The 25,665-nt window shown below is 49.2% G+C and carries 22 protein-coding genes and 3 pseudogenes; 8 read left to right on the top strand and 17 right to left on the bottom strand.

Annotation, left to right across the window (positions count from 1 at the left end; translation table 11 throughout):
- Window positions 1–37: 37 nt before the first annotated feature.
- The 7 genes and pseudogenes from OXB_RS06565 to OXB_RS06540 form a co-directional block, all read right to left on the bottom strand.
- Window positions 38–835 carry a PepSY domain-containing protein gene (locus tag OXB_RS06565; RefSeq protein WP_041072867.1) on the bottom strand — a complete coding sequence of 266 codons (798 nt, stop codon included), beginning with the start codon at window positions 833–835 and terminating at the stop codon, window positions 38–40.
- Between the two features lie 86 nt (window positions 836–921).
- Window positions 922–1,494, bottom strand: a pseudogene (locus OXB_RS19420) (methyl-accepting chemotaxis protein); the annotation flags it as partial.
- Window positions 1,495–1,878: 384 nt separating this feature from the next.
- A pseudogene (locus OXB_RS19415) lies at window positions 1,879–2,832 on the bottom strand (PDC sensor domain-containing protein); the annotation flags it as partial.
- Window positions 2,833–3,181: 349 nt separating this feature from the next.
- Window positions 3,182–3,898 (bottom strand): PepSY domain-containing protein, encoded by a 717-nt coding sequence (locus OXB_RS17885; RefSeq protein WP_052483891.1) that lies wholly within the window; start codon window positions 3,896–3,898, stop codon window positions 3,182–3,184.
- Window positions 3,899–3,935: 37 nt separating this feature from the next.
- Entirely contained in the window at window positions 3,936–5,294 is a 1,359-nt protein-coding gene (locus OXB_RS06550; protein WP_041072863.1) for a sensor histidine kinase, read from the bottom strand.
- Window positions 5,284–5,985, bottom strand: coding sequence for a response regulator transcription factor (locus OXB_RS06545; protein ID WP_041072862.1), 702 nt, complete (start codon window positions 5,983–5,985; stop codon window positions 5,284–5,286). Before OXB_RS06545 ends, OXB_RS06550 begins: the two co-directional genes overlap by 11 nt.
- Window positions 5,986–6,271: 286 nt before the next feature.
- Entirely contained in the window at window positions 6,272–6,508 is a 237-nt protein-coding gene (locus OXB_RS06540) for a glutaredoxin family protein (protein ID WP_041072860.1), read from the bottom strand.
- A gap of 156 nt (window positions 6,509–6,664) precedes the next feature.
- Here OXB_RS06540 and OXB_RS06535 point away from each other — a divergent pair, with 156 nt between their 5' ends.
- Window positions 6,665–7,396, top strand: a complete 732-nt coding sequence (locus OXB_RS06535) for an MBL fold metallo-hydrolase (protein WP_041072859.1) — start codon at window positions 6,665–6,667, stop codon at window positions 7,394–7,396.
- Between the two features lie 117 nt (window positions 7,397–7,513).
- Here OXB_RS06535 and OXB_RS06530 read toward each other — a convergent pair whose 3' ends face one another.
- Both OXB_RS06530 and OXB_RS06525 read right to left on the bottom strand, forming a co-directional pair.
- Window positions 7,514–8,341: an undecaprenyl-diphosphate phosphatase gene (locus OXB_RS06530; protein WP_041072858.1), complete on the bottom strand. Its 828-nt coding sequence runs from the start codon at window positions 8,339–8,341 to the stop codon at window positions 7,514–7,516.
- Window positions 8,342–8,348: 7 nt separating this feature from the next.
- The gene (locus tag OXB_RS06525; protein ID WP_041072856.1) at window positions 8,349–8,960 is read right to left on the bottom strand and encodes a DedA family protein; all 612 of its coding nucleotides are present in this window, start codon (window positions 8,958–8,960) and stop codon (window positions 8,349–8,351) included.
- A 1,264-nt stretch (window positions 8,961–10,224) separates the two neighbouring features.
- Here OXB_RS06525 and OXB_RS06520 point away from each other — a divergent pair.
- Window positions 10,225–11,434: pseudogene (locus tag OXB_RS06520) on the top strand (IS110 family transposase).
- Between the two features lie 390 nt (window positions 11,435–11,824).
- Here OXB_RS06520 and OXB_RS06515 read toward each other — a convergent pair.
- The 4 genes from OXB_RS06515 to OXB_RS06500 all read right to left on the bottom strand — a co-directional run bounded on the left by OXB_RS06515 (window position 11,825) and on the right by OXB_RS06500 (window position 16,887).
- A complete protein-coding gene (locus OXB_RS06515; RefSeq protein ID WP_041072854.1) occupies window positions 11,825–13,444 on the bottom strand; it encodes a long-chain fatty acid--CoA ligase in 1,620 nt (539 codons plus the stop codon).
- Window positions 13,445–13,647: 203 nt separating this feature from the next.
- The gene (locus tag OXB_RS06510) at window positions 13,648–14,796 is read right to left on the bottom strand and encodes an acyl-CoA dehydrogenase family protein (RefSeq protein WP_041072853.1); all 1,149 of its coding nucleotides are present in this window, start codon (window positions 14,794–14,796) and stop codon (window positions 13,648–13,650) included.
- Between the two features lie 19 nt (window positions 14,797–14,815).
- Entirely contained in the window at window positions 14,816–15,586 is a 771-nt protein-coding gene (locus tag OXB_RS06505; protein ID WP_041072851.1) for a 3-hydroxyacyl-CoA dehydrogenase, read from the bottom strand.
- Window positions 15,587–15,735: 149 nt separating this feature from the next.
- Window positions 15,736–16,887, bottom strand: a complete 1,152-nt coding sequence (locus tag OXB_RS06500; RefSeq protein WP_041072849.1) for a thiolase family protein — start codon at window positions 16,885–16,887, stop codon at window positions 15,736–15,738.
- Between the two features lie 277 nt (window positions 16,888–17,164).
- Here OXB_RS06500 and OXB_RS06495 point away from each other — a divergent pair, with 277 nt between their 5' ends.
- The 6 genes from OXB_RS06495 to OXB_RS06470 all read left to right on the top strand — a co-directional run bounded on the left by OXB_RS06495 (window position 17,165) and on the right by OXB_RS06470 (window position 22,433).
- Entirely contained in the window at window positions 17,165–17,512 is a 348-nt protein-coding gene (locus OXB_RS06495; protein ID WP_041072847.1) for a lmo0954 family membrane protein, read from the top strand.
- Between the two features lie 16 nt (window positions 17,513–17,528).
- A complete protein-coding gene (locus tag OXB_RS06490) occupies window positions 17,529–18,167 on the top strand; it encodes a PspA/IM30 family protein (RefSeq protein ID WP_041072846.1) in 639 nt (212 codons plus the stop codon).
- 76 nt (window positions 18,168–18,243) lie between these two features.
- Complete coding sequence (gene liaF, locus OXB_RS06485) at window positions 18,244–18,945, top strand: cell wall-active antibiotics response protein LiaF (protein ID WP_041072844.1); 702 nt, start codon at window positions 18,244–18,246, stop codon at window positions 18,943–18,945.
- Complete coding sequence (locus OXB_RS06480) at window positions 18,942–19,991, top strand: sensor histidine kinase (protein ID WP_041072842.1); 1,050 nt, start codon at window positions 18,942–18,944, stop codon at window positions 19,989–19,991. The genes liaF and OXB_RS06480 overlap by 4 nt, the downstream gene beginning before the upstream one ends.
- Entirely contained in the window at window positions 19,966–20,598 is a 633-nt protein-coding gene (locus OXB_RS06475) for a response regulator (protein WP_041072840.1), read from the top strand. Before OXB_RS06480 ends, OXB_RS06475 begins: the two co-directional genes overlap by 26 nt.
- Window positions 20,599–21,437: 839 nt before the next feature.
- Window positions 21,438–22,433: a M28 family peptidase gene (locus OXB_RS06470; protein WP_041072838.1), complete on the top strand. Its 996-nt coding sequence runs from the start codon at window positions 21,438–21,440 to the stop codon at window positions 22,431–22,433.
- Between the two features lie 148 nt (window positions 22,434–22,581).
- Here OXB_RS06470 and OXB_RS06465 read toward each other — a convergent pair whose 3' ends face one another.
- The 4 genes from OXB_RS06465 to OXB_RS06450 are packed head-to-tail and all read right to left on the bottom strand — an operon-like array spanning window position 22,582 to window position 25,663.
- Window positions 22,582–22,968: a (2Fe-2S) ferredoxin domain-containing protein gene (locus OXB_RS06465; protein ID WP_041072836.1), complete on the bottom strand. Its 387-nt coding sequence runs from the start codon at window positions 22,966–22,968 to the stop codon at window positions 22,582–22,584.
- Window position 22,969: 1 nt separating this feature from the next.
- On the bottom strand, window positions 22,970–23,806 hold the full coding sequence (locus OXB_RS06460) for a class I SAM-dependent methyltransferase (RefSeq protein WP_041072834.1): 837 nt from the start codon (window positions 23,804–23,806) through the stop codon (window positions 22,970–22,972).
- Entirely contained in the window at window positions 23,803–24,591 is a 789-nt protein-coding gene (locus OXB_RS06455; protein ID WP_041072831.1) for an ABC transporter ATP-binding protein, read from the bottom strand. Before OXB_RS06455 ends, OXB_RS06460 begins: the two co-directional genes overlap by 4 nt.
- A 13-nt stretch (window positions 24,592–24,604) precedes the next feature.
- A complete protein-coding gene (locus tag OXB_RS06450) occupies window positions 24,605–25,663 on the bottom strand; it encodes a FecCD family ABC transporter permease (RefSeq protein ID WP_041072829.1) in 1,059 nt (352 codons plus the stop codon).
- Between the last annotated feature and the right edge of the window lie 2 nt (window positions 25,664–25,665).

Genomic DNA, 25,665 nt, shown 5'->3' with positions numbered 1-25,665 from the left:
TGCTTTGTGTTTTTATGCTTTTTTCATCATGCCTAGATCAATCGTCTTGCTCAAAAGACAGGATTGCTCCTGAAAAAGCGTCGATTTCAAAATCGTATTCAGTGTCGCCGTTTTCGATTTCAATTTCATAGACGCCGTCGTCCAATTCGCTGTCGGTCACTTTCCCGGCAGCCTTTTGTTTCGCAATGGCGACCGCCTGTTCCATCGTAATCATCGATGATTTCTGGTTGGTCTTGACAGCTGCATTGTTATCCGACTTCTTCGGTTCTGCTACAGTCAACGTATGCTCCACCGGTGCGGCCGTTGTCGTAGGTTTGGCAGCTGCTTTGGCTTTGTACTCACGTTCTTTTTCGAATTTCACGATTTCGCCCGTAACAGCGTCCAGTTCGATATCATATTCAAACTGATCGTCCCGGATTTCCAATTCGTATACGACCCGACCATCATCGTCATCCAATTTAATTTTCTTTAGCGTTCCATCCGCCTTTTCTTTCGCAATGCGGATCGCTTTTTCTTCTGTGAGCAACTTGCCGTCTGCATTCGTGGTTGACTGGTCATCCAGTGTAATCTTACCTGTCTTCGCATTGATGTCCAAGTCATATTCCATGCCCTTGGAGATTAACTCCACATCATACACATAGCCTGCTCTCTTCTTTTCCAACTCAATTTCCGTTACATGCCCGCCGTACTGTTGGATGGCGATCTCTTTCGCCTCCTGCAGCGTCAACATCTTTTGCGAAGAAACCTGCGCCTCGGCGTCTGAGCTGTTCGCCATTGCTACACCACCGATGGCAATTGTACCTGCCAACGCCGGAATGATCATCCATTTATTCATTCTTGTTCCCTCCTTCTACATCTACTATATCCACGGAAGATGAGAGAACCGGAAGACCTTCATTAGAAATTGATGAGAATGGTCGATTAATCCGAAGATAATTTAAAACGCTGGACGATTTCCTGCAATTCGTTTGCAATTTGATTCATCTGGCTTGTCGATTCGGCAACCCGTTCCAATTCCTGTTGCTGGGAAATGGCAGAAGCACTCACTTGTTCAGCGGAAGCTGCCGTTTCCTCCGACACGGCAGAGACACTTTGGATCGCCAGTAACGCTTGATCTTTATGGGCCATCATCTGTGACAATTTGGCGGAAAGGTCTACAATGGTTCGGCTCATCTGTTCCGTCAATTCGAAATTTCGATTGAAAGATGATTCCGTGCTCGAAACCGACTCATTTTGCCCTTCCATCAATTCGACGTTTTTCGCAATGACCGCAACCGTTTGCTGTGTTTCCATCATAATTTCTTGCACCGTATTCTGAATCACTTCCGTTTCGACGCGGGACTGTTCTGCAAGCTTCCGGACTTCCTCTGCAACGACCGCAAAGCCTTTACCATGTTCTCCTGCGCGAGCAGCCTCAATGCTGGCATTCAGCGCCAACAAGTTCGTTTGTGCCGTAATATCTTGTATCGATGAAATAACTTGGTTGATGTTCCAAATTTTATTGGTCAGAGCATCGATTTGCTGCTGCACGTTTTGATTCATTTCATTTACCGACTCGTTGTGATTACGCAGTTTTTCAACTTCGGCCATGCCTTTTTCGGTAGATTCCACCGTTTGCTCGGATAACTCATTCATCTTCGTTGACAGAAGTGCGAGCTGGTCCAACTGATCCGCCAAGTCAACCATCCGATGGCTCGTCTCTTCGGTATCTTCCGATTGTTTGTAGGCACCTTGCGCGATTTCCTCCACTGCAACGGACACTTCCTGACTCGACGCGACGACTTCTTCGAACACTTGATGAACCTGGTTGGATGATTCATTAAGCCGGGAAGAAGAGTCCATCACCGTAGAAATAGCATGATTGGTCTGGTGCAGCATATGGTTATACGCCATAGCAACCGCCCCGATTTCATCACGCCTGACGGTCGATTCGTCGACGTATTGCGTCAAATCCCCTTGTGCAGCCGTTTCAATCGACTGTTGCAGCGCGGCGAGTGGTTTCAGTTGTTTGAAGATAAACCAAAGAGTGACTCCTGCCATTAGAAGAACCATGACAATGGCTGCCACAATGGTCAACCAGAGAATGGCATTAAACGTTTCAAGTATTTTAGAGTTCGGAACGACAGTCTGGACCGTCCACACCTCTTCTATGTTTTCAAGCGTAATGGGGGCGAATGCGTTAAAGGACTTCTCTCCCAGGCTTTGGGAATCAACATAAAGCGTTGAGAATAGACCTTGGTCAATATCCGCTTTGACGCTTTTCCAATCGATGGCATCCTGCATATTCGTCCCGTTCATTTCTTCTTTGATGCTGTTGGCAGTCAGGAATCCTTGGTCTGTGATGATGGAAGCATATCCGCCTTCCGGTTTGATGAACGTGACAAGATCATTCAGGTAGTCGATGGATAGATCCGTCGTCAACACGCCGAAAAACTCGCCGGATTGCGTAAGAAGCGGCACGGAAATGGTCGTCATCAAGACCGTCTGCCCGCCTGCGTCATACTCATACGGCTCCGTCAAAGTCGCCCGTTTTTCATTCTTCGGGATTAAATACCAGTCCCCATCTCCCTGCGTTTCATATCCGCCTACCCCTTCCGTTTGAATGGTCTCCCCATCTTTATAGAGATACGGGATAAAACGTTTTTGGGAGTCAATGAGTTGTCCGTCCACGGTTTCATCTAGTGGAAGTGACCCCTGTTCGAAGATGGCCGCCATTCCGGTGGCATCCTGATTTTTCTCCAAATTGTTTTCAATAATGCGGATCACTTCATCCGCCGTCAGTGTCTGCTCCGCTTGCAGCGTTTCAACTATATGTTTCGTCGTCTGAAGCATCTGCTCAGTCTTCATGAACCGTTCACTCAGCATTGTCGCATTCAACTTTGTATTTTCAATGGCAAATTCTTCTGCATCCGAAATGCTTTTCCCATGTAAAATATTACTTGTCAATGCTGTATAAAAGATAAATAACACTAAAAACAGGCCAATGATCAGCGCCGACAATTTCCAAGCGATACTCTTCTTGGAAGCCAATCCTACCATCTCCATTCTTTCATTCTACTACTTTCATATCGGCACATTCCTAAGGTACTATAAACTTTTTCAAGGGAATTCTAGTAAATTGATCAATTAGGCCTATTTAGGCATACAAGTTGCTCTAATCAATTAATAATGGGATGAGTGGCTACTCATCCCATGTAACAGACATTATCTTTCCTGAGATCGCATGGATTTGATAGGTGACCTCATCCAACTCATCATCGGTATCGATTTCGATTTCAACGAGGTAATAGCCGCCATCCGTCGATTTCACATATTCGACGTCGTCGACTTCCGCTAACACGCCCCGATTCAACTGGCCGAGCGCAATTTGCCCTGCTTGCGTTTCAGAAATGAGCACGGTCTGCTTCTCCGGTTTCGGAACGGGCGCTGATTGCTGTGGAGTTGCAGGGGCAGGGGTTTTGGGTGCCTCAGCTTGACTGCCCCGGGAAGTCCCGGCGGCCGGCTTTTCTTCCGGCTTCTGTGTTGCCGGATCCTGTCCGGAACCCGTCGTTCCCTGGACAGGGTCTTGGTCGGGTGGTGACGCCGCTTCCTTTTCGGTATCGGTCGCAAGCGGCGACGTCTCCTTCGTTTGAATCAGAGCGAGCACTTTCCCGGTTACTGCGTCGATTTCAGCGCGATAGATGCCACCCTCGCGGGAAATTTCCGCTTCATATACCGAGCCGTTTTGCTTCAGCGGTCCGACCTGAGCCCCGTACATCGACTCCAGCTGCGTCCGCACCTCCTGCTCCGGCAACGGCTCATCTTTGGAAAGGATGCGATTTGTATATATATTGCCCACGACGAGAATGACAATGGCCAATAGAATGGGAATAAACCACGGTTTCCTCACAAACTTCATTGATTTCACTCCTTTGTTCCATCATAGAACCTGTACATTAGAATTCAATGAGATTCCCGTCCTTCGGCAAGATCAAACGGATTGTCGTTCCCTCTCCTACCTTGCTTTCGATCAACAATCGGGCGCCAAGACCATCTGCTATTTCTTTCGCGATGGCAAGGCCCAGCCCTGTTCCGCCAGTTTTCCGGCTGCGGTCTTCATCCACGCGATAAAAACGGTCGAAAATATGTGGCAGATGGGATTCGGGGATACCTCTGCCAAAATCTTGGACCATGATTTCAACTCCACTTTTTCTGTTCTCTACAGACGTATTGATTTCCCGATCGCTGTACTTCCGGGCATTATCCAGGAGAATGAAAAGAAGTTGCTTCAACCGATCTTCATCCGTCCGCACCCTAACAGGCCCCTCTCCATGAAGTGAGATTTCACGCCCGAACGATCGGCTCATCGTCTGCACGGTCGCATCCACTATTGAAAACACATCAGTCTCCGCCATTTGGAATGTCAGGGCTCCTTGGTTTTTCGCCAAGTCCAGCATTTGCTCGATCATTCCTTTCATCCGTCCCGCTTCACCGATAATGGCGCCGACCGCTTCCTCGGCAACCGCACGATTCCCAAATCCTTGCCTTGACAAAAGGCGCGCGTAGCTTTCGATGACCGTCAGCGGCGTCTTTAGCTCATGGGAAGCATCTGACACAAACTGCTCCTGTTTCCGATAGTTTTGCTCCAGCTGCTCCATCATGCCATTAAATGTCCGCTCCATTTCGGCCAGCTCATCTTTCCCTTCATTCGTAACCGTGATTTTCTCGTAAGTTCCGGCTTGCCGGCTCGCCGACATGGCAGCAATCAATTTCTCAATCGGCTGCGTCACGATCCTTCCCAAGGTGACGCTGGACACCAAGATCGGAATCATCGCAAGCACCGTCACCGACAGAAGGATGAATTTGAGAAGCCGCAGATTATGGCCAGCCATCTCCATTTTTTCCATCACTGTCAGCTGTCCCACTTCCCCGGTCGCCAAGATGACAGGCACTTGAATGGCCATCACATCCGCGCCGTCGAACTGGCTAATCGTGTAGGGTTCATCGGAGTCGATCTTTCCCTTGAACGACCTCCACTCATCAGTTGATTGGGCCACTACTTCCTTTCCGGCTACTTTCGAAACCCGGACGGCCCCGTTCGGTGGAAGGAACGCCCGCAAAACGGTCGCCACGTCCGTCTCAGGCGTCGTCTGGCTCAGCGCGGCTGTCAACTCCTTCGATCGTGTCAACAATTGACGGTATTCCGTATCCTGCACCATCTTTTCGAAAAGAAAATAGATCCCGATGTTCGTCAATGCCAATATGATCAGCATGAGCATCGTGGAAAACAAATGAATCTTCGTCTTAAGTTTCATGATTCGCTTCCTTCAATACGTACCCGACGCCACGGACCGTCTGGATGAGTGACTGCGGGTCTCCATTGTCGATTTTCTTCCGGACATACCGGATATAGACATCCACGACATTCGTGTCCCCATAATAGTCGTAGCCCCAGACGGCGTCCAGCAATTGCTCTCTCGTCAACACTTGGTTCGGATGCTTTAACAAATGAAGCAGAAGATCATATTCCCGCGGGGTCAATTCAATTGGGACTCCATCCCGAATGACCTCGCGAGTCTGCTCCTGTATGGACAATCCAGCGAATTGGTGAAGATGGGTATCCGCTTGTTCCGCCGGCTTTCTGGCAAAACGGAGATTGGCCCGTATGCGCGCCAGCAATTCCTCGATTTCGAATGGCTTTGTCACATAATCATTGGCCCCCAGATCCAAGCCGGCGACTTTATCCGCGACATCATTTTTGGCGGTCAATAAAATGACGGGTGTTTCCATTTCTGTCGCCCGGATGCGCCGCAGGACATCCAACCCATTCAGCTCGGGCAGCATGAGATCGAGCAAAACGAGGTCCCACTCCTGCTCCCTATACTGGATCAGCCCCTCCGTTCCCGTATGTGCCACGCCGGTAACATAGCCTTCGAACTCCAATTCCAACTGAAGGACTCGTGCAATATTTTCTTCATCTTCAATAATCAGTATTCTTTCGTTCACATTGTCCACCTGCCATTTGGAATTCCTTATTGAATAAGCATTCCATTCATATTCTTAATTTTAGCAGAAGATCTGTTATAGAATATGCAAAAAACTTCCCACCCTTCGTGGGTGAGAAGTTTTGCCTAGCCGAATAATTCAAGTAACACCAGAACAACACCTGTCAGGAACAACGCGACATGGCCAATGCAAATGCGGGGAAACAGCCGTCGGTTCAATTCTTGTTCCATCTCTTCGGGCGTCTGGATACTGCATGATCTGCAAAATAAAGAGGAGGTCGGTTTCCTCATCCTTTCAACGCTTGCTGGATGCCCGCCGGATCGAAACCAAGGATCCACTTGCCGTTCAGTTCGGTTTGCGGTACGCCCATTTGCCCCGTCGTTTCAACGAGTCGCTGTCCCGCCTCTTGGTCCACCTGCACGTTCACTTCTTTAAAAGGGATGTTCTGTTCCCGTAAATAATTGGTCATCATCGTGCAGTACGGACATGTAGAGGTCGTGTATACCGTCGCAACATTTGCCATACTCCCATTCTCCTTCCATTCTTATAATACTTACATAGTATACCCCTGATGGTATTATGGTCAAATCAAATGCTTTTGCCCGAACCAAAATGAACAGCTCCCGCTTCTTTTCATGTACAATATCGTAAAATAAAGAAATCGGAAGGAAGGGTTCGAATGAAAATCACCCCACTTGGCATTTGGGGCGGCTATCCAAAGGCAAACAGTGCGACATCGTCGTTCCTGATTGAGCATGACAGGTTTCATTGTCTCATTGACTGCGGCAGCGGAGTGCTGGCTTCCTTGCAAAATTATTTACCGCTCAATCAGTTAGACGCGGTCGTTCTCAGCCATTATCATGCAGACCATATTGCAGATATCGGCAGTCTGCAATATAGCCGGCTTATCCAGTTTTATCTCGGCGCACAAAATTCTATCTTGCCAATCTATGGCCACGTCTATGACGAAGATGAATTTGCGAAGCTGACGTACAAAGAACAGACGATGGGCGTCGGAATTACGGAAGCAGACGTCCTTTCCATCGGGCCCTTCACGGTGTCGTTTTGCCGGACGGTCCATCCCGTCTATTGCCTCGCGATGAAGTTCGAATCGGGCGGCCGCAGCATCGTCCTGACCGCGGACACGGAATGGTGCGATGATCTTGTACCATTTGCGCAAGGCGCCGATCTATTGATCAGTGAAGCGAATTTATATGAAGAACATGTCGGCAAAGCACCGGGACATATGGGTGGCAGCGAAGCGGGACAACTTGCGGAACAGGCGCAGGTGAAACAATTGCTACTGACGCATTTGCCGCATCACGGGGAAATACAGGAGATTTTATCAGCGGCAAGTTCGACTTACTCGGGGCCGGTGGAGATTGCGGAAGTGGGGAAAGTGTACTCCTAATCCGGGATGACAGGTACAGCCACAATTCACAAAGTCCACGGATGATGTCTAGACGCTGGCACCTTAGAGACCGAAAAAGACTGCATCGGCATTTCTGCCATTGCAGTCTTTTCATTTTTACATAAACACGATAACGGCCAACACCGCAGCCAAAACAAGCCGATAGATCGCAAACGGTACGAGTTTGACGCGGGAGATCAATTTCAGGAAGAATCGAATGGAAATCAATGCGAAAATGAACGCACTGACGAACCCGACAATATAGAAAGACAAGTCATCCATCGAAAGCTCTTCCCAGTTCTTCATGACGGAAACGAGACTCGCGCCCGCCATGATCGGCACAGCCATGATGAACGTGAAATCAGCTGCGGTTTTGTGGTTCATTCCAAATAATACACCGCCCGAAATCGTCGCTCCGGAGCGGGAGAACCCAGGCCATAGGGATAGACATTGCACAAGCCCGACCGTGAAAGCCTGCTTATATGTAATCTGATCCAGCGTGTTCACTTTCGGCTTCTTCGGACCGAATTTATCGGCGGCCAGCATGAGGAAGGATCCGGCAACCAACGCGAAAATGACCGTTTCCACGCCCGATAACTGTTCATCAATATAATCCTTCAAGGCAAACCCGACAATTACCGCTGGCAGCATGCCCACGACGACATGAGCCAGATTGAATCGGGAATTCATCTTCTGCCCATCAATTTTGTACAGGCCGACCAAGCTGAATAACCGTTTCCAAAAGACGACGATGACGGCTAAAATAGAACCTAATTGAATGACGATCTTAAAAGTGAATGCTGAACGATCTCCAAGAAATTCTGTCGTCTTCAACCACATATCGTCTACGATGATCAAGTGCCCTGTCGAAGAAACCGGAGCAAACTCCGTCATCCCTTCTACAAATCCTAAAATCAGCGCTTTGATTAATTCAATAATTTCCATAAGTCTCTTATGCTCGCTTTCTGCGGAATCGGATATACCAGAGGCAAACCGCCAAACCGCTAATTCCTATAATAACGTACACAATGTTTGAATAAATGTCCATATACTCAACGATGGAATGCCAATTCTCTCCTACCGCCGCCCCGATCGAAACGAGCGCGGTGTTCCAAATGAGACTTCCGATTGTCGTCAGAAAAATGAATAACAAAACGTTCATATTCGACATGCCCGCCGGAATGGAAATCAGGCTTCGAACGAGCGGAATCAGCCGGCAAAACAAAACTGTCCACGGTCCATACCGATCGAACCACGCATCCGCCCGATGAATGTCCTTCCTCGTCAAGCGCAGCAAGTGCCCCCAACGATCCACCAACTTTTCCAACCGCGCCACGTCCAGAAGCAACCCGATGCAATAAAGCACCATTGCCCCTACCACAGAGCCAATTGTTGCGGCCAGAATGACCCCGGTCTTCGTCATCCCGGAATATGTCGTCATGAACCCGCCAAAAGTCAAAATGATTTCGGATGGAATCGGTGGAAAAATATTTTCCAGCAATATTAATGCAAGTACGCCAAAATAACCGAATTGGCTCATAAATTCCGTAATCCAATTTTCCACTAGCATCCTCCACTCGCTTCACTCAATCATGCCTCGGCGTAATTGGGTTCAGATTACTGGGGCTTGTTTGAAAGCTCCTCCGCCGTGACTTAGCTGAAATTGCAAATTCTCAGCATCCACCGTCCCTTATAGTAGGACTCCTACTAATTTCAGGCATTGACACCTCCAACATATGACGCGATTGTACTTGGAAAGTTCCGACTTTCCTCTTTTATTATACGTGTTTTTCGCAAGGGGTATGTTCATTTTTTCACTATAAAACTTTGTGGATATCTTTATAACCCATCAAGTTATTCACAAAGCCATGTGGATAACCTGAGAATAATGTTTATAATTTCAGAATTTTAAATCGAGTCATAGAAAGTTGTGGATAAAGATGGCCTATATCATGTTTTATATAACGACCTATCCCGGTTGCGGAAGACGGACTGAAACAAATCGAAGTCGCTTCCCACAGAGTGATCGCCTTTCTCAACTCACTGATTCGCCAAACCGGGGCCGACAGAACTTCCTGACAAATTGAAAGGCTGCCCGGAAGCCTGAGTTATATGAGCAAGGACCTGGGGGTATGGGCGCAGAACGGAAGTTGAGCGCAGGCACGGGGTATGAGCGCAGAACGGAAGTTATGAGCGCGGGGAACGGGGATATGGGCGTAGAACGAAAGTTATGAGCGTGGAGCACGGGAGTATGAGCGCAGAACGAAAGTTATGAGCGCGGAGCACGGGGGGATGGGCGCAGAACAAAAGTTATGAGCGCGGAGCACCGGGGTATGAGCGCAGAACAAAAGTTATGAGCGCGGAGCACGGGGGGATGGGCGCAAATCGGAAGTTATGAGCGTGGAGCACGGGAGTATGAGCGCAGAACGAAAGTTATGAGCGCGGAGTACGCGAATATGAGCGCAAATCGGAAATTATGAGCGCGATGCCTTAGGTATGAGCGCAGAGCTCCCTGTTAGCGTGCCGCCGAAGTTCTGGGGACGCGGTCTCAAGAGATTTTATTCTCCTATCTCACTTCAAAAACATACTAACATTAGTAGTACAAACCAAGGCCATGGTTTGTGCTACTATTTTTTTATAGTAGAAGTGGAGGAAAGCCGAACAGCCTCGTGGATCAACAAAGAATCCGTATTAAAAACCGGCCCACTTCACACCCTTATTTGAATCAGATTAGTATGTTGGGTCCTTCGAGATCGTGTATAAGAAAATAGAATCGATAAGGCACTGTGAAGACTTCTATGATTGGCTATAAAGGAGAACAGTTTATGATTAAACATGTCGTGGCATTTGATGTCAGTATGGGAAAAAGTACGATGGTTATTTACAATCGTCATCGTCAATGTGAATTTGAGGGAGAGATCCTACATAATCGTCCATCTTTTGAAAAGCTCCACAATACCTTACAAGAACTGAAAGCACAGGATGGGCAAACACCTGAAATTGTCTTCGAAGCAACAGGCGTCTATTCAAAAGGGTTAGAAAGATTTCTTCAAGATTATCAGTACGCCTACTGCTGTCTAAATCCCATTCAAGCAAATGAAGAAACCAAGACAATGAGACGACAAAAAACAGATAAAGCGGATGCCCATGGATTAGCCCGGACACATTTCCGTAACGAACGTGTTCATACCTACGTGGAAGATGATTATTATGGACAAATGCGAGCATGGTCACGTTATTATGCCGAGCTGGATGCAGAACTAAACCATTTACATAATCGAATGCATGCGATATTACAACTAAGTTTTCCTGAACTGGGAACCCTGTTCTCCACACGTTCTGCGCTCTTTTTAAATATTGTCCAGTTATATCCGCATCCCGAAGAAGTACTTGACCATTCGAGAACGGTCATTCGTAATCGTTTGAAGCAAAATACTAAAAAGAACCTGTCACTACAGCGAGCGGAAGCAAAAGGACAATGTCTATTGGAGGCAGCTAGGCTTTCCTATCCAGCCATCTCAAGAAACGATATTCGATGTGAGCAGGTACGCGACTATGCCCGTAGAATTAGTGATTTAAAGGAAAAGAAAGAGCAGCTCATCAAACAAATGGTCACCCAAAGTGGAATATCAAGTACTAATGTCCTTTCCAGGAATAGGCGAAACAACAGCTGTTCGAATTATCGGGGAGTTAGGGGACATCCGCCGTTTTAAAACCCACAAGCAATTAAATGCGTATGTCGGTATTGATTTGCGTGTCTATCAATCCGGGAAACATCAAATGAAAGATATTATCAATCGACGAGGAAATCGTCATTTACGAAAAATCTTGTTTTTTATGGTGAAGACCATGATTACGTTACGGAAAAAAATCAAGAACCATCTTGTGGAGTATTATGACAAATTAAAAACGCAACCTCAGGGAAAGCCCCATAAAGTTGCGTGTATCGCGTGTATGAATAAGTTCTTGAAGTTAGCCTTTCACCTGATCACACACGGAAAAACCTATGATTACGAAGTAGCGACCAACTACTCATAATCCATTAAATTCACTATATCATAAATGACCTTGCGAAAAAATGAAAAATCGTTAGGTCTTTTTGGCATGCTTATTCTCTGTTCGGGAGGGGGTGCACCCCCTCCCGAACAGAGAATGTATCCCACCAAACAAATTATTTCTTAAAAAGCTATTGACTGGAGGTAAGAAAGGGGCTGTCCAGAAAGTGGATTTTCCGGTTAAACACGCAAAAAGCAAGGGCTCTGGTCGCTTTCCGCGGGCCAGCCGACGAGCCTCCTCCGGCTTACAGCCGTGCGGGGTCTCGTCGGCCGGCTTTCCCGCAGGAGTCTCCCGGCGCCCTTGCTTTTTGCTAGTATCCAACTCTGTGCCTGGACTTTTCGGACAGCCCCCCACTTTTTCACATCATTAGAATCAAACCCCTTGGAAATGGCCGCTCATTTGCTCCCGGAGCGCGGCTTTCAGGAATTTCCCGACCGAAGTCTTTGGAATTTCATCCAAGAAGACGACATCATCCGGAACCCACCATTTGGCAAACTGGCCTTCCAAATACGTCAGCAATTCCTTTTTCATCTCCTCATCCGCTGCCTTCCCATCCTTCAATACGACGCAAGCGACTGGGCGCTCCACCCATTTTTCATGCGGCACGGCGATGACGGCTGCTTCGAATACGGCCTCGTGTGTCATGATGGCATTTTCCAAGTCGACGGAAGAGATCCACTCCCCGCCGCTCTTGATGAGGTCTTTCGTCCGATCCATCAACTTAATATACCCGTCTTCCGTCATGACGGCGATATCGCCAGTATAGAGCCAGCCGTCTTTGAATGCTTCCGCGGTCCGTTCATCCTTGTAATACTCGCTTGCAATCCACGGTCCTTTCACATTCAATTCGCCCATCGTCTTCCCGTCCCACGGCACTTCACCGTTTTCATTGACTACCCGGACTTCCAACCCCGGCATGACCAGCCCTTGCAAGGCGCGGACCTCGACCCGTTCATCCATTGTGAGATTTTCCATTTTTGAGGTCAGAATGGACAAACTGACTAGTGGCGATGTCTCCGTCATGCCGTAGCCTACGATGAACGGGATGCCGAACTTCTCCTCAAAGGCGCGGATCAACCCTTTCGGTGAGGCGGAGCCGCCGCAGACGATGGCCCGCAAGGAAGACAAGTCACGCGGATTCTGCTCCAACTCTTTCAAAGCTGCCAGCCAGATTGTCGGCACTCCGGCTGTAAGCGTCACTTTTTCCTGTTCAATCAAATCCAGCAGCAATGCCGGATTGAAGCCCGGCCCCGGCAACACTTGGGTCGTTCCGAAGAAGACGCCCGCGAACGGGATTCCCCACGCATTTGCATGGAACATCGGCACGACGGACATGGCAATATCCCGCTCCCCCAATCCCATCGCATCGGCCAAGCCAAGCGCAAAGCTATGCAGAACGAGTCCGCGATGCGTATAGACGACCCCTTTCGGATTACCTGTCGTCGCGGATGTGTAACACATGCCCGCTGGTGTATTTTCATCGAGGTCTTCCGGGAATTCGTATTCCTCCGCCGCCTCCAGCAATGCTTCGTACGAGTGGACATTTGGAAGCGATGTCTTCGGAACTTCCTTGCTATCCCCCATAATGACGTAATGTTTGACCGTCTTTAACAGAGGAGCCAGCTTCTCAAAATGCGGAAACAGATTATCATCGACTAGCAAAATTTCATCTTCCGCATGATTGATGACGTAGGCAATATGCTCCGGAGACAGGCGGATATTGATCATGTGCAGGATGGCTCCCGTGCATGGCACACCGAAGTATGCTTCCAAATGACGATGGTGGTTCCAAGCGAATGTCCCCACTTTCGTCCCCTTTTTCATACCGAGCGCCGTCAAAGCGGAGGCCAGCTTCCTCGTCCGCTTCGCCCATTCTCCATAAGGAATCCGATGGATCATGTTTTCACCTGTACGTGAAATGATGAGTTTATTCGGAAAAAATTGTTCCGCCCTTTTGACGAATGAAGATAAATTGAGTGGTGTTTGCATCATAATAATCGCTCCCTTTGAATGAGTTATGAATGGTAAAACACGATCTTCATTGCTGCATGTCCCAGAAAAGGCGACAAACTCCTTCCATCAATCATGCCTCGGCAAGTTACATCCGCCGGAGGCATCCTGCTAAAGTACAGTCCAGCTGATTAAGCATGGTTCACGAACAATCCTATGACTGAAATGGTGCCGATATGCCTAGTTCACAACCCCATATTCTTCGCGATGATGACTTTCATGATTTCATTCGTCCCGGCGTAAATCGACGTGACCGGAATATCGCGATACCGCCTTGCAATCTTATATTCTTCCATATAACCGTAGCCTCCGTGCAGCTGCATGCATTCAACGGAAATCTCCCGGGCCGTTTCGGTCAGCCAATATTTCCCCATGGAGACTTTCGTGACGATGTCCTTGCCTGCAAGATGATCTTCAAGGAGCGATTCGACGAACGCTTTTCCGATTTCCACTTTCGTCGCAATTTCCGCCAGCTTGAACTGCGTATTTTGGAATGAAGAGACCGGTTTCCCGAACGCTTCGCGAGACTTGACGTATTCTAGCGTCATTTCGAGCATGTCTTCCGAAGCGGTCTGGGCCGCCAAGGCAACGACGAGCCGCTCCTGTTGCAATTTCTCCATCAAATAGCGGAAGCCTTGCCCTTCTTCCCCCAGCAGATTGGCCGCCGGAACCCTGCAATCCTCGAAGAACAATTCCGCCGTATCTTGCGAATGGAGGCCGACCTTATCGAGTTTCCGTCCTTTCGTAAAACCCGGCGTCCCTTCCTCGACTACCAGCAAGCTGACGCCGCGATGCTTCGGCTCCGCCCCGGGATCCGTTTTGACCGCTACGAGAACAAGATTGCCGTTGATGCCATTCGTAATGAATGTCTTCTGACCGTTGACGATATAATGATCTCCGTCCCGGATGGCGGTCGTCTTGATATTCGCCAAATCCGAGCCCGTTCCCGGTTCCGTCATGGCGACCGCAGTAATATAATCCCCAGTGACGCAGCCCGGCAGCCAGCGCGCTTTCTGCTCCTCTGTCGCATACGATTCGATATAGGGCACGACGATGTCATTATGCAGGCCGACACCGGTCAGCCCCGCACCGACGCGTTCCATCTCCTCGCCGATGATGACGCCGAAGCTGAAATCGAGACCCAGGCCGCCATATTTTTCATCGACCTGTGGACAGAGGTATCCCATCTCCCCAAGCTTCTTCCAGAAAGCGACCGGGACGAGCCGCTCATTCTCCCATCTCTCATAATTCGGAACCGCTTCTTTTTCAAGGAATTTGCGCAACGACTCGCGGAATAGTACATGCTCATCCGTCTCGAAACGATATCTTCTCATCTGCGTCTCCCCTCACTCCTTATTTTGGCTGCATCCGGATGGCGCCGTCCAAACGGATCACTTCTCCGTTCAGCATGACATTGGTGAAAATGCTCTCTACCAGTTGTGCATACTCTTCCGGACGTCCGAGCCTTGGTGGGAACGGCACCATCGCAGCGAGCGATTCACGGGCCGCCTCCGGAAGGCCTGCGAAAAGCGGTGTTTCCACCAACCCCGGAGCGATGGTCATGACACGGATGCCGCTCGATGCCAGTTCGCGTGCAATCGGCAGCGTCAATCCGACGACGCCTCCTTTCGAAGCGCTATACGCCGCTTGTCCGATCTGCCCTTCGTACGCTGCAACCGATGCGGTGTTGACGATGATGCCGCGCTCCCCCTCTGCATTCGGTTCGTTATCCTGCATCGCTTCGGCTGCGAGACGGATCACATTGAACGTGCCGGTCAAATTGACACGGATCACTTGCTCAAATTGACTCAAGTCGAGCGGGCCGCGCTTTGACAGCACTTTCCCCGGTGTCGCGATTCCCGCACAGTTGACCACGGCGTTGATTTTTCCGAACACCTCTTTGACGTTTGCCACGTTCGCTTCCACTTTTCCGGCATCCGCCACATCCGTTTTCAGGAAGATGACCCGGTCATTCCCGAGCTCCTCGGCAAGCGCCTGGCCCCGCTCTTCATTCATGTCGAAAATGGCCGCTCTCCCGCCTGCAGCAACAATCCTCTTGATTGTCGCCTCCCCAAGGCCTGAAGCCCCTCCGGTTACAATCGCTGTGATTTCTTTCATTTCCATATGAAATCCCCCCTCTTGTTCGCTTGCACTCCAGATCATTTCCCTTGCGTTCGCGGCTGATTTGCTTGCGCCCGTGCATCGGTTGCTTGCATTCAACGACTATTTAATTGCACTCAACTGATGTTTTCTTGCAATTCAAACCTTTATTCCTACTCCAAACGCTCGATGATTGTGGCGTTCGCCATGCCCATCCCCTCACAAATAGCAATCAACCCGTATCTTCCGTTCGTCCGCTTCAACTCATTGAGCATGGAAACGAATATCCGCGTTCCGGTCGCTCCGAGCGGATGCCCGAGTGCGATGGCACCGCCATTCGGATTCAATTTCGCCGGATCCGCGCCCGTTTCTTTCAGCCAAGCAAGCGGTACAGGTGCGAAAGCTTCATTCACCTCATACGTATCCATATCCGCAATCGTCAAGCCGGCTTTCAACAATACTTTCTTTGTCGCCTCAATCGGACCTGTCAACATCAGAGTCGGATCGGATCCGACGACCGAACGGGCCACGATGCGCGCAAGCGGTTTGAGACCAAGCTCTTCCGCCTTTTCGCGGGACATGAGCAGGACGGCCGAAGCCCCGTCACTCATCTGGCTCGCATTTCCTGCAGTGATGACACCTTCTTCATCAAACACGGTCGGCAATCCGCCGAGCACTTCCATCGTCGAGCCTTCGCGCGGCCCCTCATCAACTTGCATCATCCGAATTGTTCCGTCCTCCTGTGGGACTTCAACAGGCACGATTTCATCTTGAAAACGGCCTTCCGCGATTGCTTCCAGCGCCCGTCTATGGCTTTCCATCGAAAAGCGGTCCAGATCTTCGCGTGAAAATCCCCATTTCTCCGCAATCCGCTCGGCGGAATGGCCTTGATTGATGATTTCATGTTTTTCCGTCAGCTTCGGGCTTGGTTCGGCTTCTGCCATATTGGAAAACATCGGGGAACGCGTCATATTCTCGACACCTCCCGCGATGACGATATCCATATCTCCGGACGCAATGGCCTGGGATGCAAAATGGACCGCCTGCTGGCTGGAGCCGCATTGGCGATCGATCGTCACGCCCGGCACGTGGATTGGAAATCCGGCAATCAAAGCGGCAGTGCGTGCAATGTTCATCGCTTGTTCATTGTATTGCGTGACACAGCCTAAAATGACGTCTTCCACGTCCCCCTTCTCCACGCCGGCCCGTCTGACGACTTCCTCCAAGACAATCGCGGCCAATTCATCAGCCCGATAACCTGCAAAGCTTCCCCTCCTTCTTCCCACCGCAGTTCGGACTCCTTCGACAATGACAACTTCTCTCATTTCTCCATCGACCTCCTGAAATGAATGATTATTCACTCATAATATTAAAATATTTTTATACATCGGCTTTGCAGATGCTTCTTCCCTCTTCCTTCTTCGGCATCTCCCCCTGTTTTTCCTCTGAAAAACAAGTAAATTATCGTAATTTATAGATATCTGGCGGTTTTACTTAGAGTACGCTCAGCCTTAAGACGTAGCGGAAAATCCGTTTTCCGCCCGTTCATGGATTTCCGGGAACCCGGTATTATCGAAGTATAAACAAAAGGAGGTACTACACATGAAAAAATTCGGTCTCATCGTCCTCGGCATCATTGCGGGGATTGTCGTCCTAACGAACCTTGGATCGATGCTCGGCCTCGCCTTTTCCGTGCTGATCGCCTACGCCGGATTCCACCATCTGCAAAAAAGCGAATCCACCTTATCCAAACTGTTTTGGGGAGGCGTCCTGCTGATCGGCCTGTTGACAGCCATCACAAACGTCCCAGCATTCTTTGGAATCATCGCCCTCATCGGCGTCCTCTACGTTTTGCGCAAATGGAAAGGTTCCGAGAACAGCAACGTGATTGCCGAAACGAGTGATCCGTTCGATAACTTCGAAAGACAATGGAAGGAAATTATCAAATAAGAGGAGGATACATCAGATGAACTCACTTTGGAACAGATTCAAATATTCCGTACAAGCGGATCTTCATACTTTATTCGACAAGAAGGAAAACAAAAACCCCATTGCCATGCTCAACCAATACCTTCGTGAAGCGGAAAAACAGACGGAATCCATCGGCAAATTGCTCGAACGGCAAAGCAAGTTGAAAACGGCGCTTCAGAAGGAGTTGGAAGAAGCCGAAAACATGACAGAAAAACGCCGAAGCCAGCTGGAGCTCGCAAAAGCGGCTGGCGAAGCGGACTTGGTCGATTTTGCGGAAGATGAAGTGCTCGCCTACGAAACAAGGGCGGCGGAGCTTTCCGAAAGCATCTCCGAAACGACCTATGAATTATTGTCATTGGAACGGAAATTCGAGGAAATGAAACATAAAGTGAAAGATATGAAAGTACGCCAACTCCAACTGATGGGGAAAGAGAATGTGACGCGTGCCCACCGGCGGATGGACCAATTCATCTCACCTGGCACGCAAGAGAGCGGAATGGGCTCGACTGCCGAGATGAAGAAATATATCGAGGATCTCGGTGGGAAAATCGACCGGGAATTTGAAATCTCGTCAATGGAACGCCGCCTGGAGTCACTGGAAAAAAGTACGACAAAAGAAGCGGAAATTGTGTAATACTAGAAGAGAATGGTAGAGGAAGGCGACCGCCTTCCTCTTACTAAGTCCGACATCAAGAAGGGGGAAACGCAAAATGAATTCCATCGACACAAGTAAAATCACATTTTGGGGATTTCTCTTCCTCCTATTCGTCTTTGTCGAAGCGGCATTTTTCCACAATGGAAATATCATGTTCGTCCTTCTTGGAGCCGGACTTCTCTATTACGGGATGCGCAAACGTTCCAAATGGACGGTTATCCTTGGTCTGTTTTTCATCGCCATGGCACTCTTCACCCTCTGGAGCTTACGCTTGCTCATATTCGTCGGCCTCGTTTATGTGCTGCGGAAGCTATGGATGGGCGTGCCTTCCGAAGAAATCATCCGCCCCCTAAAGGAATTTCACAGGGAAACACCGAATGGCATCTGGAAGAATAAATTATTTTCCGTCCAATCGTCCCCGTTCTCCACGTATGAATGGGAAGATATCCATATCCAAGGTGTTTTCGGGGATATCCACGTCGATGTGACGGATACAGTACTGCCAAAAAGGACCTCCTTCATTTCAGTCCGACAAGGCATCGGGAAAATCAAGATCGATCTCCCTTATGAAATCCCGGTCCGCATCCACTACACGACCCTGTTCGGGGATGCGCGGATTTTTGATTTATATAAGAAGCGTTTAATCAATGAAAGTCTTCGCATGCAAGATAGTTATGAAGGGAAACGGGATGACGACGCGGAACTGATCATCACGTTGTCGACCTGGATCGGGGATATCGAGGTGAATCGAAAATGAAGGCAATCATCGGCCGCGGCTTGTTCCTGTCTGTTTTATTGACCGGAATCACAGCCGTCTATATCTATTTCCTTCTCGACTTGCCATTGCATGATAGCTGGTCCGCTTTTTATGAAATGCAGTTCGCGGACGTTCCCCTCGGTTGGTGGATTTTGATGACCACGCTCCTCCTCGGCTTCGGCATCGCCCTCTGGACAGGAGTGTTGGGACGTTCGAAAGAAAAAGCGATGGAGGAACGGCTAACCCGACTGCTCGAAAATGAGCAAGGCGAGCAACAGAACGAAACGTTTACGCCACGGATTGACCGAGCCATCGATTCGGTGTCCACCGTTCTCCAATCACAGCGGAAAAGCTTGCAGCGGATTACCGACGAACGGGCGGAGGCGCAAGATAAACTGATTCAGGAGCGGATTGTACAGGAACGGCAACGACTCGCCCGGGAACTGCATGATTCCGTGTCCCAACAGCTTTTCGCCGCATCGATGCTGCTATCCGCTCTCACGGAACAGGAGGAAGACACCGAATCTCAAAAGCCACTTCGCCAAGTGGAGCGAATCGTCCAACAGGCTCAACTCGAAATGCGGGCATTGCTGCTTCATCTCCGTCCGGCCGCGCTCAACGACAAATCGCTTGCGGCAGGCTTGGAAGAACTATTGGTCGAATTAAAAGAGAAAGTGAATTTCAATATCCGCTACCGTCTGGAGGAAGTCACCTTGTCGAAAGGAGCGGAAGATCATTTATTCCGCATTGCGCAGGAAACGCTATCCAATACGCTCCGTCATGCTCGAGCAACCGAAGTCGATGTGCTGTTCATCGAACGGGATCATCTGGCCATTTTCCGGGTGCAGGATAACGGCGTCGGCTTCAAGGAAAATGACGGCAAAGGCGGATCCTACGGTTTGCAAAACGTCAAAGAGCGGGCCATTGAAATCGGGGGTACGTGCAAAATCGTCTCCGTCCCTTCTCAAGGAACGATTGTGGAAGTGAAAATACCTGCAAGGAAAGGGGAAGAAGAGGCATATGATTCGGATCCTGTTAGTGGATGACCATGAAATGGTGCGTATCGGAGTATCCGCCTATTTGCAGATCCAGCCGGATATGGAAGTCATCGGAGAAGCGGTCAATGGGCGGGAAGCCGTGGAAAAAGCGCTCGCCTTGCGCCCCGACATCATTTTAATGGATATGGTGATGCCCGAGATGAACGGAGCGGAAGCGACTGCTGCCATCATCCGAGAATGGCCGGAAGCGAAAATCGTCATCGTCACGAGTTTCCTGGATGACGATAAAGTGTACCCCGCCCTCGAAGCCGGGGCTATCAGCTACATATTGAAGACATCGAATGCCAAGCGGATTGCAGAAGCCATCCGGGAAACCTTGAAAGGGCAAACCGTACTGGAACCCGAAGTGACCACGAAGATGATGCAGAAAATGCGATCAGGGAACGAACACGCCCTTCATGACGACCTGACGGAACGGGAGATGGAGATCCTGCTCCTGCTGGCGAAAGGGAAAACAAACCAGGAAATCGCAGATGAATTATTCATCGCCCTGAAGACGGTGAAGACCCACGTCAGCAATCTGTTGTCGAAGTTGGAAGTGCAAGACCGCACACAAGCGGTCATTTACGCTTTTCAGCAAGGGTTGGTGAACTAGGGCCAAGTAAGGTGCCAGGCACCCGAACACTCGGGTATCGGGCACTTTTTTTTGTCCTCCAGGCTTCGTTGGACAACCCGCCCCGGTCGTTGGACATCTCCTCGAATTGGTTGGAAACCAACGGCACTTTGTTGGACAACTCATCTGGTTCGTTGGAAAACCCAGGCTTCGTGGGACAACCCGTCCCGGTCGTTGGACACCTCCTCGAATTGGTTGGAAACCAACGGCACTTTGTTGGACAACTCATCTGGTTCGTTGGAAAACCCAGGCTTCGTGGGACAACCCGTCCCGGTCGTTGGACACCTCCTCGAATTGGTTGGAAACCAACGGCACTTTGTTGGACAACTCATCTGGTTCGTTGGAAAACCCAGGCTTCGTGGGACAACCCGTCCCGGTCGTTGGACACCTCCTCGAATTGGTTGGAAACCAACGGCACTTTGTTGGACAACTCATCTGGTTCGTTGGAAAACCCAGGCTTCGTGGGACAACCCGTCCCGGTCGTTGGACACCTCCTCGAATTGGTTGGAAACCAACGGCACTTTGTTGGAACCTGCGCACGGGTGCCCAGCACTTACTAGATGAAATATTCGAAACCAATCTATAAATAGGTCAATTCTCATACTTTTACGTTGCATAGAATTAATTAAATTCCAATAAGAGGTAAAATTGTATCCACTTAGATTCTAATAATCCATTGAACTTTAAGCAGTTAGGATTTTTTGGTGTACCCTTCATAAAACCAATGCTACTTTTTCCACCTTTCAGATAATTCGATTTATGGTAGATTAAAAATACCTGCTAGTTAGGTGATTGTCTATCATAGTATTGGAGGGAATTAGATGAAGAAATCTTCGAGGTTGCTTTTGTCTCTACTTATGGCTGTGGCATTCGTATTTTTGCCGGCTACGGCCAATGCGGCTCCACCGAATCAACAAGCATCACAGGCCATGGACAACAAAATCGTTAAAAAGATTGATAAAGAAAAAATTTATGAACATGTGCATGAGCTATCTGTAAACATCGGTCCTCGTGTCGCTGGCACAGAAGGAGAAAGACAAGCTGTTGACTATATCGTATCCCAGTATGAATCATACGGCTTGGATGTTGAAATCCAGCCTTTCGAATTTCAAAGACGGATCGACGGGGAGCTCGTGACATTTACGTCTCATAATGTCATTGCGACTAAAGCGCCGCATAAAAATCATGCAACAGGGGAAATTCTTTATCTTGGATCCCACCACGACTCCGTTCCTGGAGTACCTGGCGCAAGTGATAATGCGTCCGGTGTTGGAGTAAACCTTGAAATTGCCCGAGTCATCAGTAACATGCCAACAACTACAGAGATTCGCTTCTTGACGTTCGGCGCAGAGGAGTTTGGATTATTAGGATCCAGGCATTATGTATCTACCTTAACTGAAGATGAAAAGTCGCGCTCGGTAGGGATGTTCAACTTTGACATGGTTGGCAGTAAAAATGCAGGTGAAATGATTATGTTCACTGTGGATGGCCAAAGAAATATTATTACAAACACAGGGGCATCCGCAAGTTTACGAGTGTACGAGCCACTTACTTACGGTAAGGTTGGTCGAAGCGATCATCAACCGTTCCATGATGCCGGCATTCCGTCAGCAGTGTTTACTTATGCACCGCTTGAGCCCGAATATCACCAGCCAACCGATACAATCGACAAAATCAGCAAAGAAAAAATGGACAACGTAGCGAAAACTGTCGCTGCCGCCCTTTATCAACTTGCAAGAAAACAGACGCCAGCCCTAGACAATTCCAATGTAGGGCCGAAACCAGTAGAACCACCATTTGAAAACCGACCGTTGTAATCAACCTTGGCACCGTAAATAATGAATTTATTCACGCCCAAACCTTGAGAGGTGTCCAAAAAGTCGTATCCTCGATTTTCTGGACACCTCTGTTCTTTCTGCAATCACTTTTCTGCGAGGAATGTTCAAGAATAGTACCCGGCGGCACCTATTTCGATACAGCCTTCAACTTCTCTTCCGTCTTCTTGATTCCAACCGGTGCCTCATTATGCCGGTCGAAACCTAAGCCATTGAACGTATGGCTCACCTTTTCAAGCAACCGTTCCCCCTTGCCGATCGCCGCTGCCAAAGGCCCCGCCTCTTCCGGCGTCAGTTTCTGATACCAGGTCCCTTCCGGATAAACGATGACAGTCGGTGCGTCTTTGCAACGTCCTTGGCATTTTGTCCGCGCCGTATGCACGCGGTCGTCCAATCCTTGCTCCGTCAAAGCTTCGCGGATGGCTACTGTCATTTCTTCCCCCTGCTTCTTCAAACAGCTCGAACCATTGCAAATTAACACATGTGCACAAGTTGACGATAAATCCCATGTCGCCATTTTAATTTCCCCTTCCCGGTGTCCAATATATTAATGCGCTGTGGAATGGATACGAATATATATATTTGCCGTTCTCGTAGACTACATATCGATCCAGCGCCTCTCCGAGCACCCGCGGATCGATTGAATCGTCGGGAAATCTGCTCCGGTTCGCCGTCAGCAATTGATCGTACGTCTCATATGTGTTCGTCCTCGTCAATGGTATGATGCGGCAATTCGCGTATATGCCGAGTTCGTATAGAACATTGATCAGATGAATATAATCCCGCCTTGGCATCTTCAACGCATAGCCCGATTGTTGCAGATCTGTATAGTGCGGCGCGAGCGGGCCCGATGTCATGCCGACGATCGCCAATCGTTTCGCCGCCCGATCGATCGTCCGCATCGATTCCGCAATGTCGAACATGCGGTAAAAGCAGTTCATTCCAAAGACGACGTCATAGGCTTTTTCCGCCTGAAAATCCTCCCATTTGGAATGGACATAATCCAAGTTGGTCAGCCCTTTTCCTCCGCTTTCCTCTTTCAAATAGGCAAGGACACTGGCGGAGCTGTCCACGCATGTGATGTGCCGGGCATGTTGCGCCAATGAAAACGTATAATTGCCCCAGCCCGGTCCGATTTCCAGCACCTTATCCTTTTGCCCGACAAGCGTAAGCAATTCTTCGCTGATCGAGAGGCTGTACGCGTCCACGCCTGATTTCCGCTCCATCATCTGCTCCCAAAACGACTCTTCCAAGTCGTCATTGACCATCCGCTCCGGCAAATTGCCGTCCCAGTCTTTAATGCCTTCCCGCCACATTTCTGCGAAATCGACTTTACCTGTCACATCAATTTTCATACCGGGAGAACCCCCTCACTGATCGGCTGGATCGCCGTAATTTTATGTCCATACTCGTCCTTCTCAATTTTGGATTCAACGCCATAGACCGATGCCAAATTGTCGACAGTCAATACATCTTCCGGCTTGCCGACTGTGTGAATTTCCCCTTCTTTCAATAAAACAAGGACATCCGAATAACGGGAGGCCAATTCCAGGTCATGGAGCACCAGGATGATCAAATGGTGCTGGTCCTCTGCAAACTGCTTGACCAATTCCAGCACTTCCAATTGATGCTTCATATCCAATGCCGAAGTCGGCTCATCCAGCATCAGGATTGTCGGCTCTTGCGCCAATGCTCTGGCCAACAGTACTTTTTGCCGTTGCCCTCCGCTTAATTCATCCAAAAATCGGGCACTCATCGAGTCGATATGCAGCGTTTTCATCACTGCTTCGACTGCCTCCAAATCGCGAGGTTGGACGCCCCATTTAATGTAAGGCTTCCTCCCGAGCATGACCGTTTCCATGACGGTCAAGGGAAAATGGCTTGTCGAATGCTGGGGGACGAAGCCGATTAAAGTGGCTAGTTCTCTGGATGGGATAGTCGTGATGTCCCGGCCATTGATCGTAATGGCCCCTTTTGCCGTTTTATAAATGGTGGCGAGGCATTTGAGCAAAGTGGATTTGCCAGCGCCGTTTGGGCCGATGATACTGACAATCTCCCCTTGATTAAATTGGGCGCTAATATTTTTCAACACTTGCCGCTTCCCAAGGAACATCGATAAATTATTGATTTTTAAAGTCACAAAGCTTCCCCCCTTACGCCCAATAATCCTTTCTTTTTTGAACAAGCAGCCAAATGAAAAACGGCGCCCCGATCGCAGATGTGATAATGCCGACCGGGATTTCAATCGGGGACAGGACTGTACGCGCAAATGTATCGGATAACAGCAGGATGATGGCCCCCATTAAGCAGGCGCACGGCAGCAAATACCGGTTGTCCACCCCGATAATCATCCTGCCGATATGCGGTGCCACCAGGCCGATGAATCCGATGATGCCGGTGAAAGCGATCGTGGCAGAAGCAACGAGCGTGACGAGGAACAACGCGGCAATTCGAAGTCTCTTCACATTGACCCCCAACGTCTTCGCCACTTCCTCTCCCGAACTGAGCGCATTCAAATCCCAAGAGAACTTCAAAAGAATGAGGAATGACACGAAAACCAATGGCACCAAAAATTGAATCACTTGCCAATTGGATCCCCAAAAGCCGCCCATCAACCACACAACGAGATCCTTCAGTGCCTCGTTATTCGAGAAATACTTCAATGCAGAAACCCCGGCCGAAAACAATTGACCGATCGCCACTCCCGCCAACAATAATACCGTCGTCGAACCGCTTTTCATCCGGGATATTCCGTATACGAGAAAGACGGACAAACAGCCGAAGACAAACGCATTGAGCGCAATCATCCATTGATTTCCTGCCGTCAAATTTATTCCGAAAACGCTTGTGCCGAGCACGATGGCAAGCGCCGCTCCGAACGAAGCTCCGCTCGATACGCCAAGCGTAAACGGACTCGCCAAAGGATTCCGCAATAAAACCTGCATGATCACTCCCGCACTTGCCAAGGCCATCCCTGTAATAATTGCCATGACAATGCGGGGCAGGCGGATTTCATAGACGATATACGCATTCATCGATCCCTCGCCGCTCTGTGTAACGATCCCGATCAATTCCTTCAGCGGAATGGAAACAGTTCCGACGCTTACAGAGTAGAGGACGGAGCAAAGCAATATAGCCGTCAGTAAAACTAGTATTAAAACCTTTCTTTTTACAGAATGCTGATAGTGAGCAACGACTGTTCCTTCCTTCATTT

The organism is Bacillus sp. OxB-1 (genome assembly GCF_000829195.1).
Classification (GTDB): domain Bacteria; phylum Bacillota; class Bacilli; order Bacillales_A; family Planococcaceae; genus Sporosarcina.
Note: the sequence above shows the minus strand (reverse complement) of the source record. Positions and strands in the feature narration are given on the sequence as shown.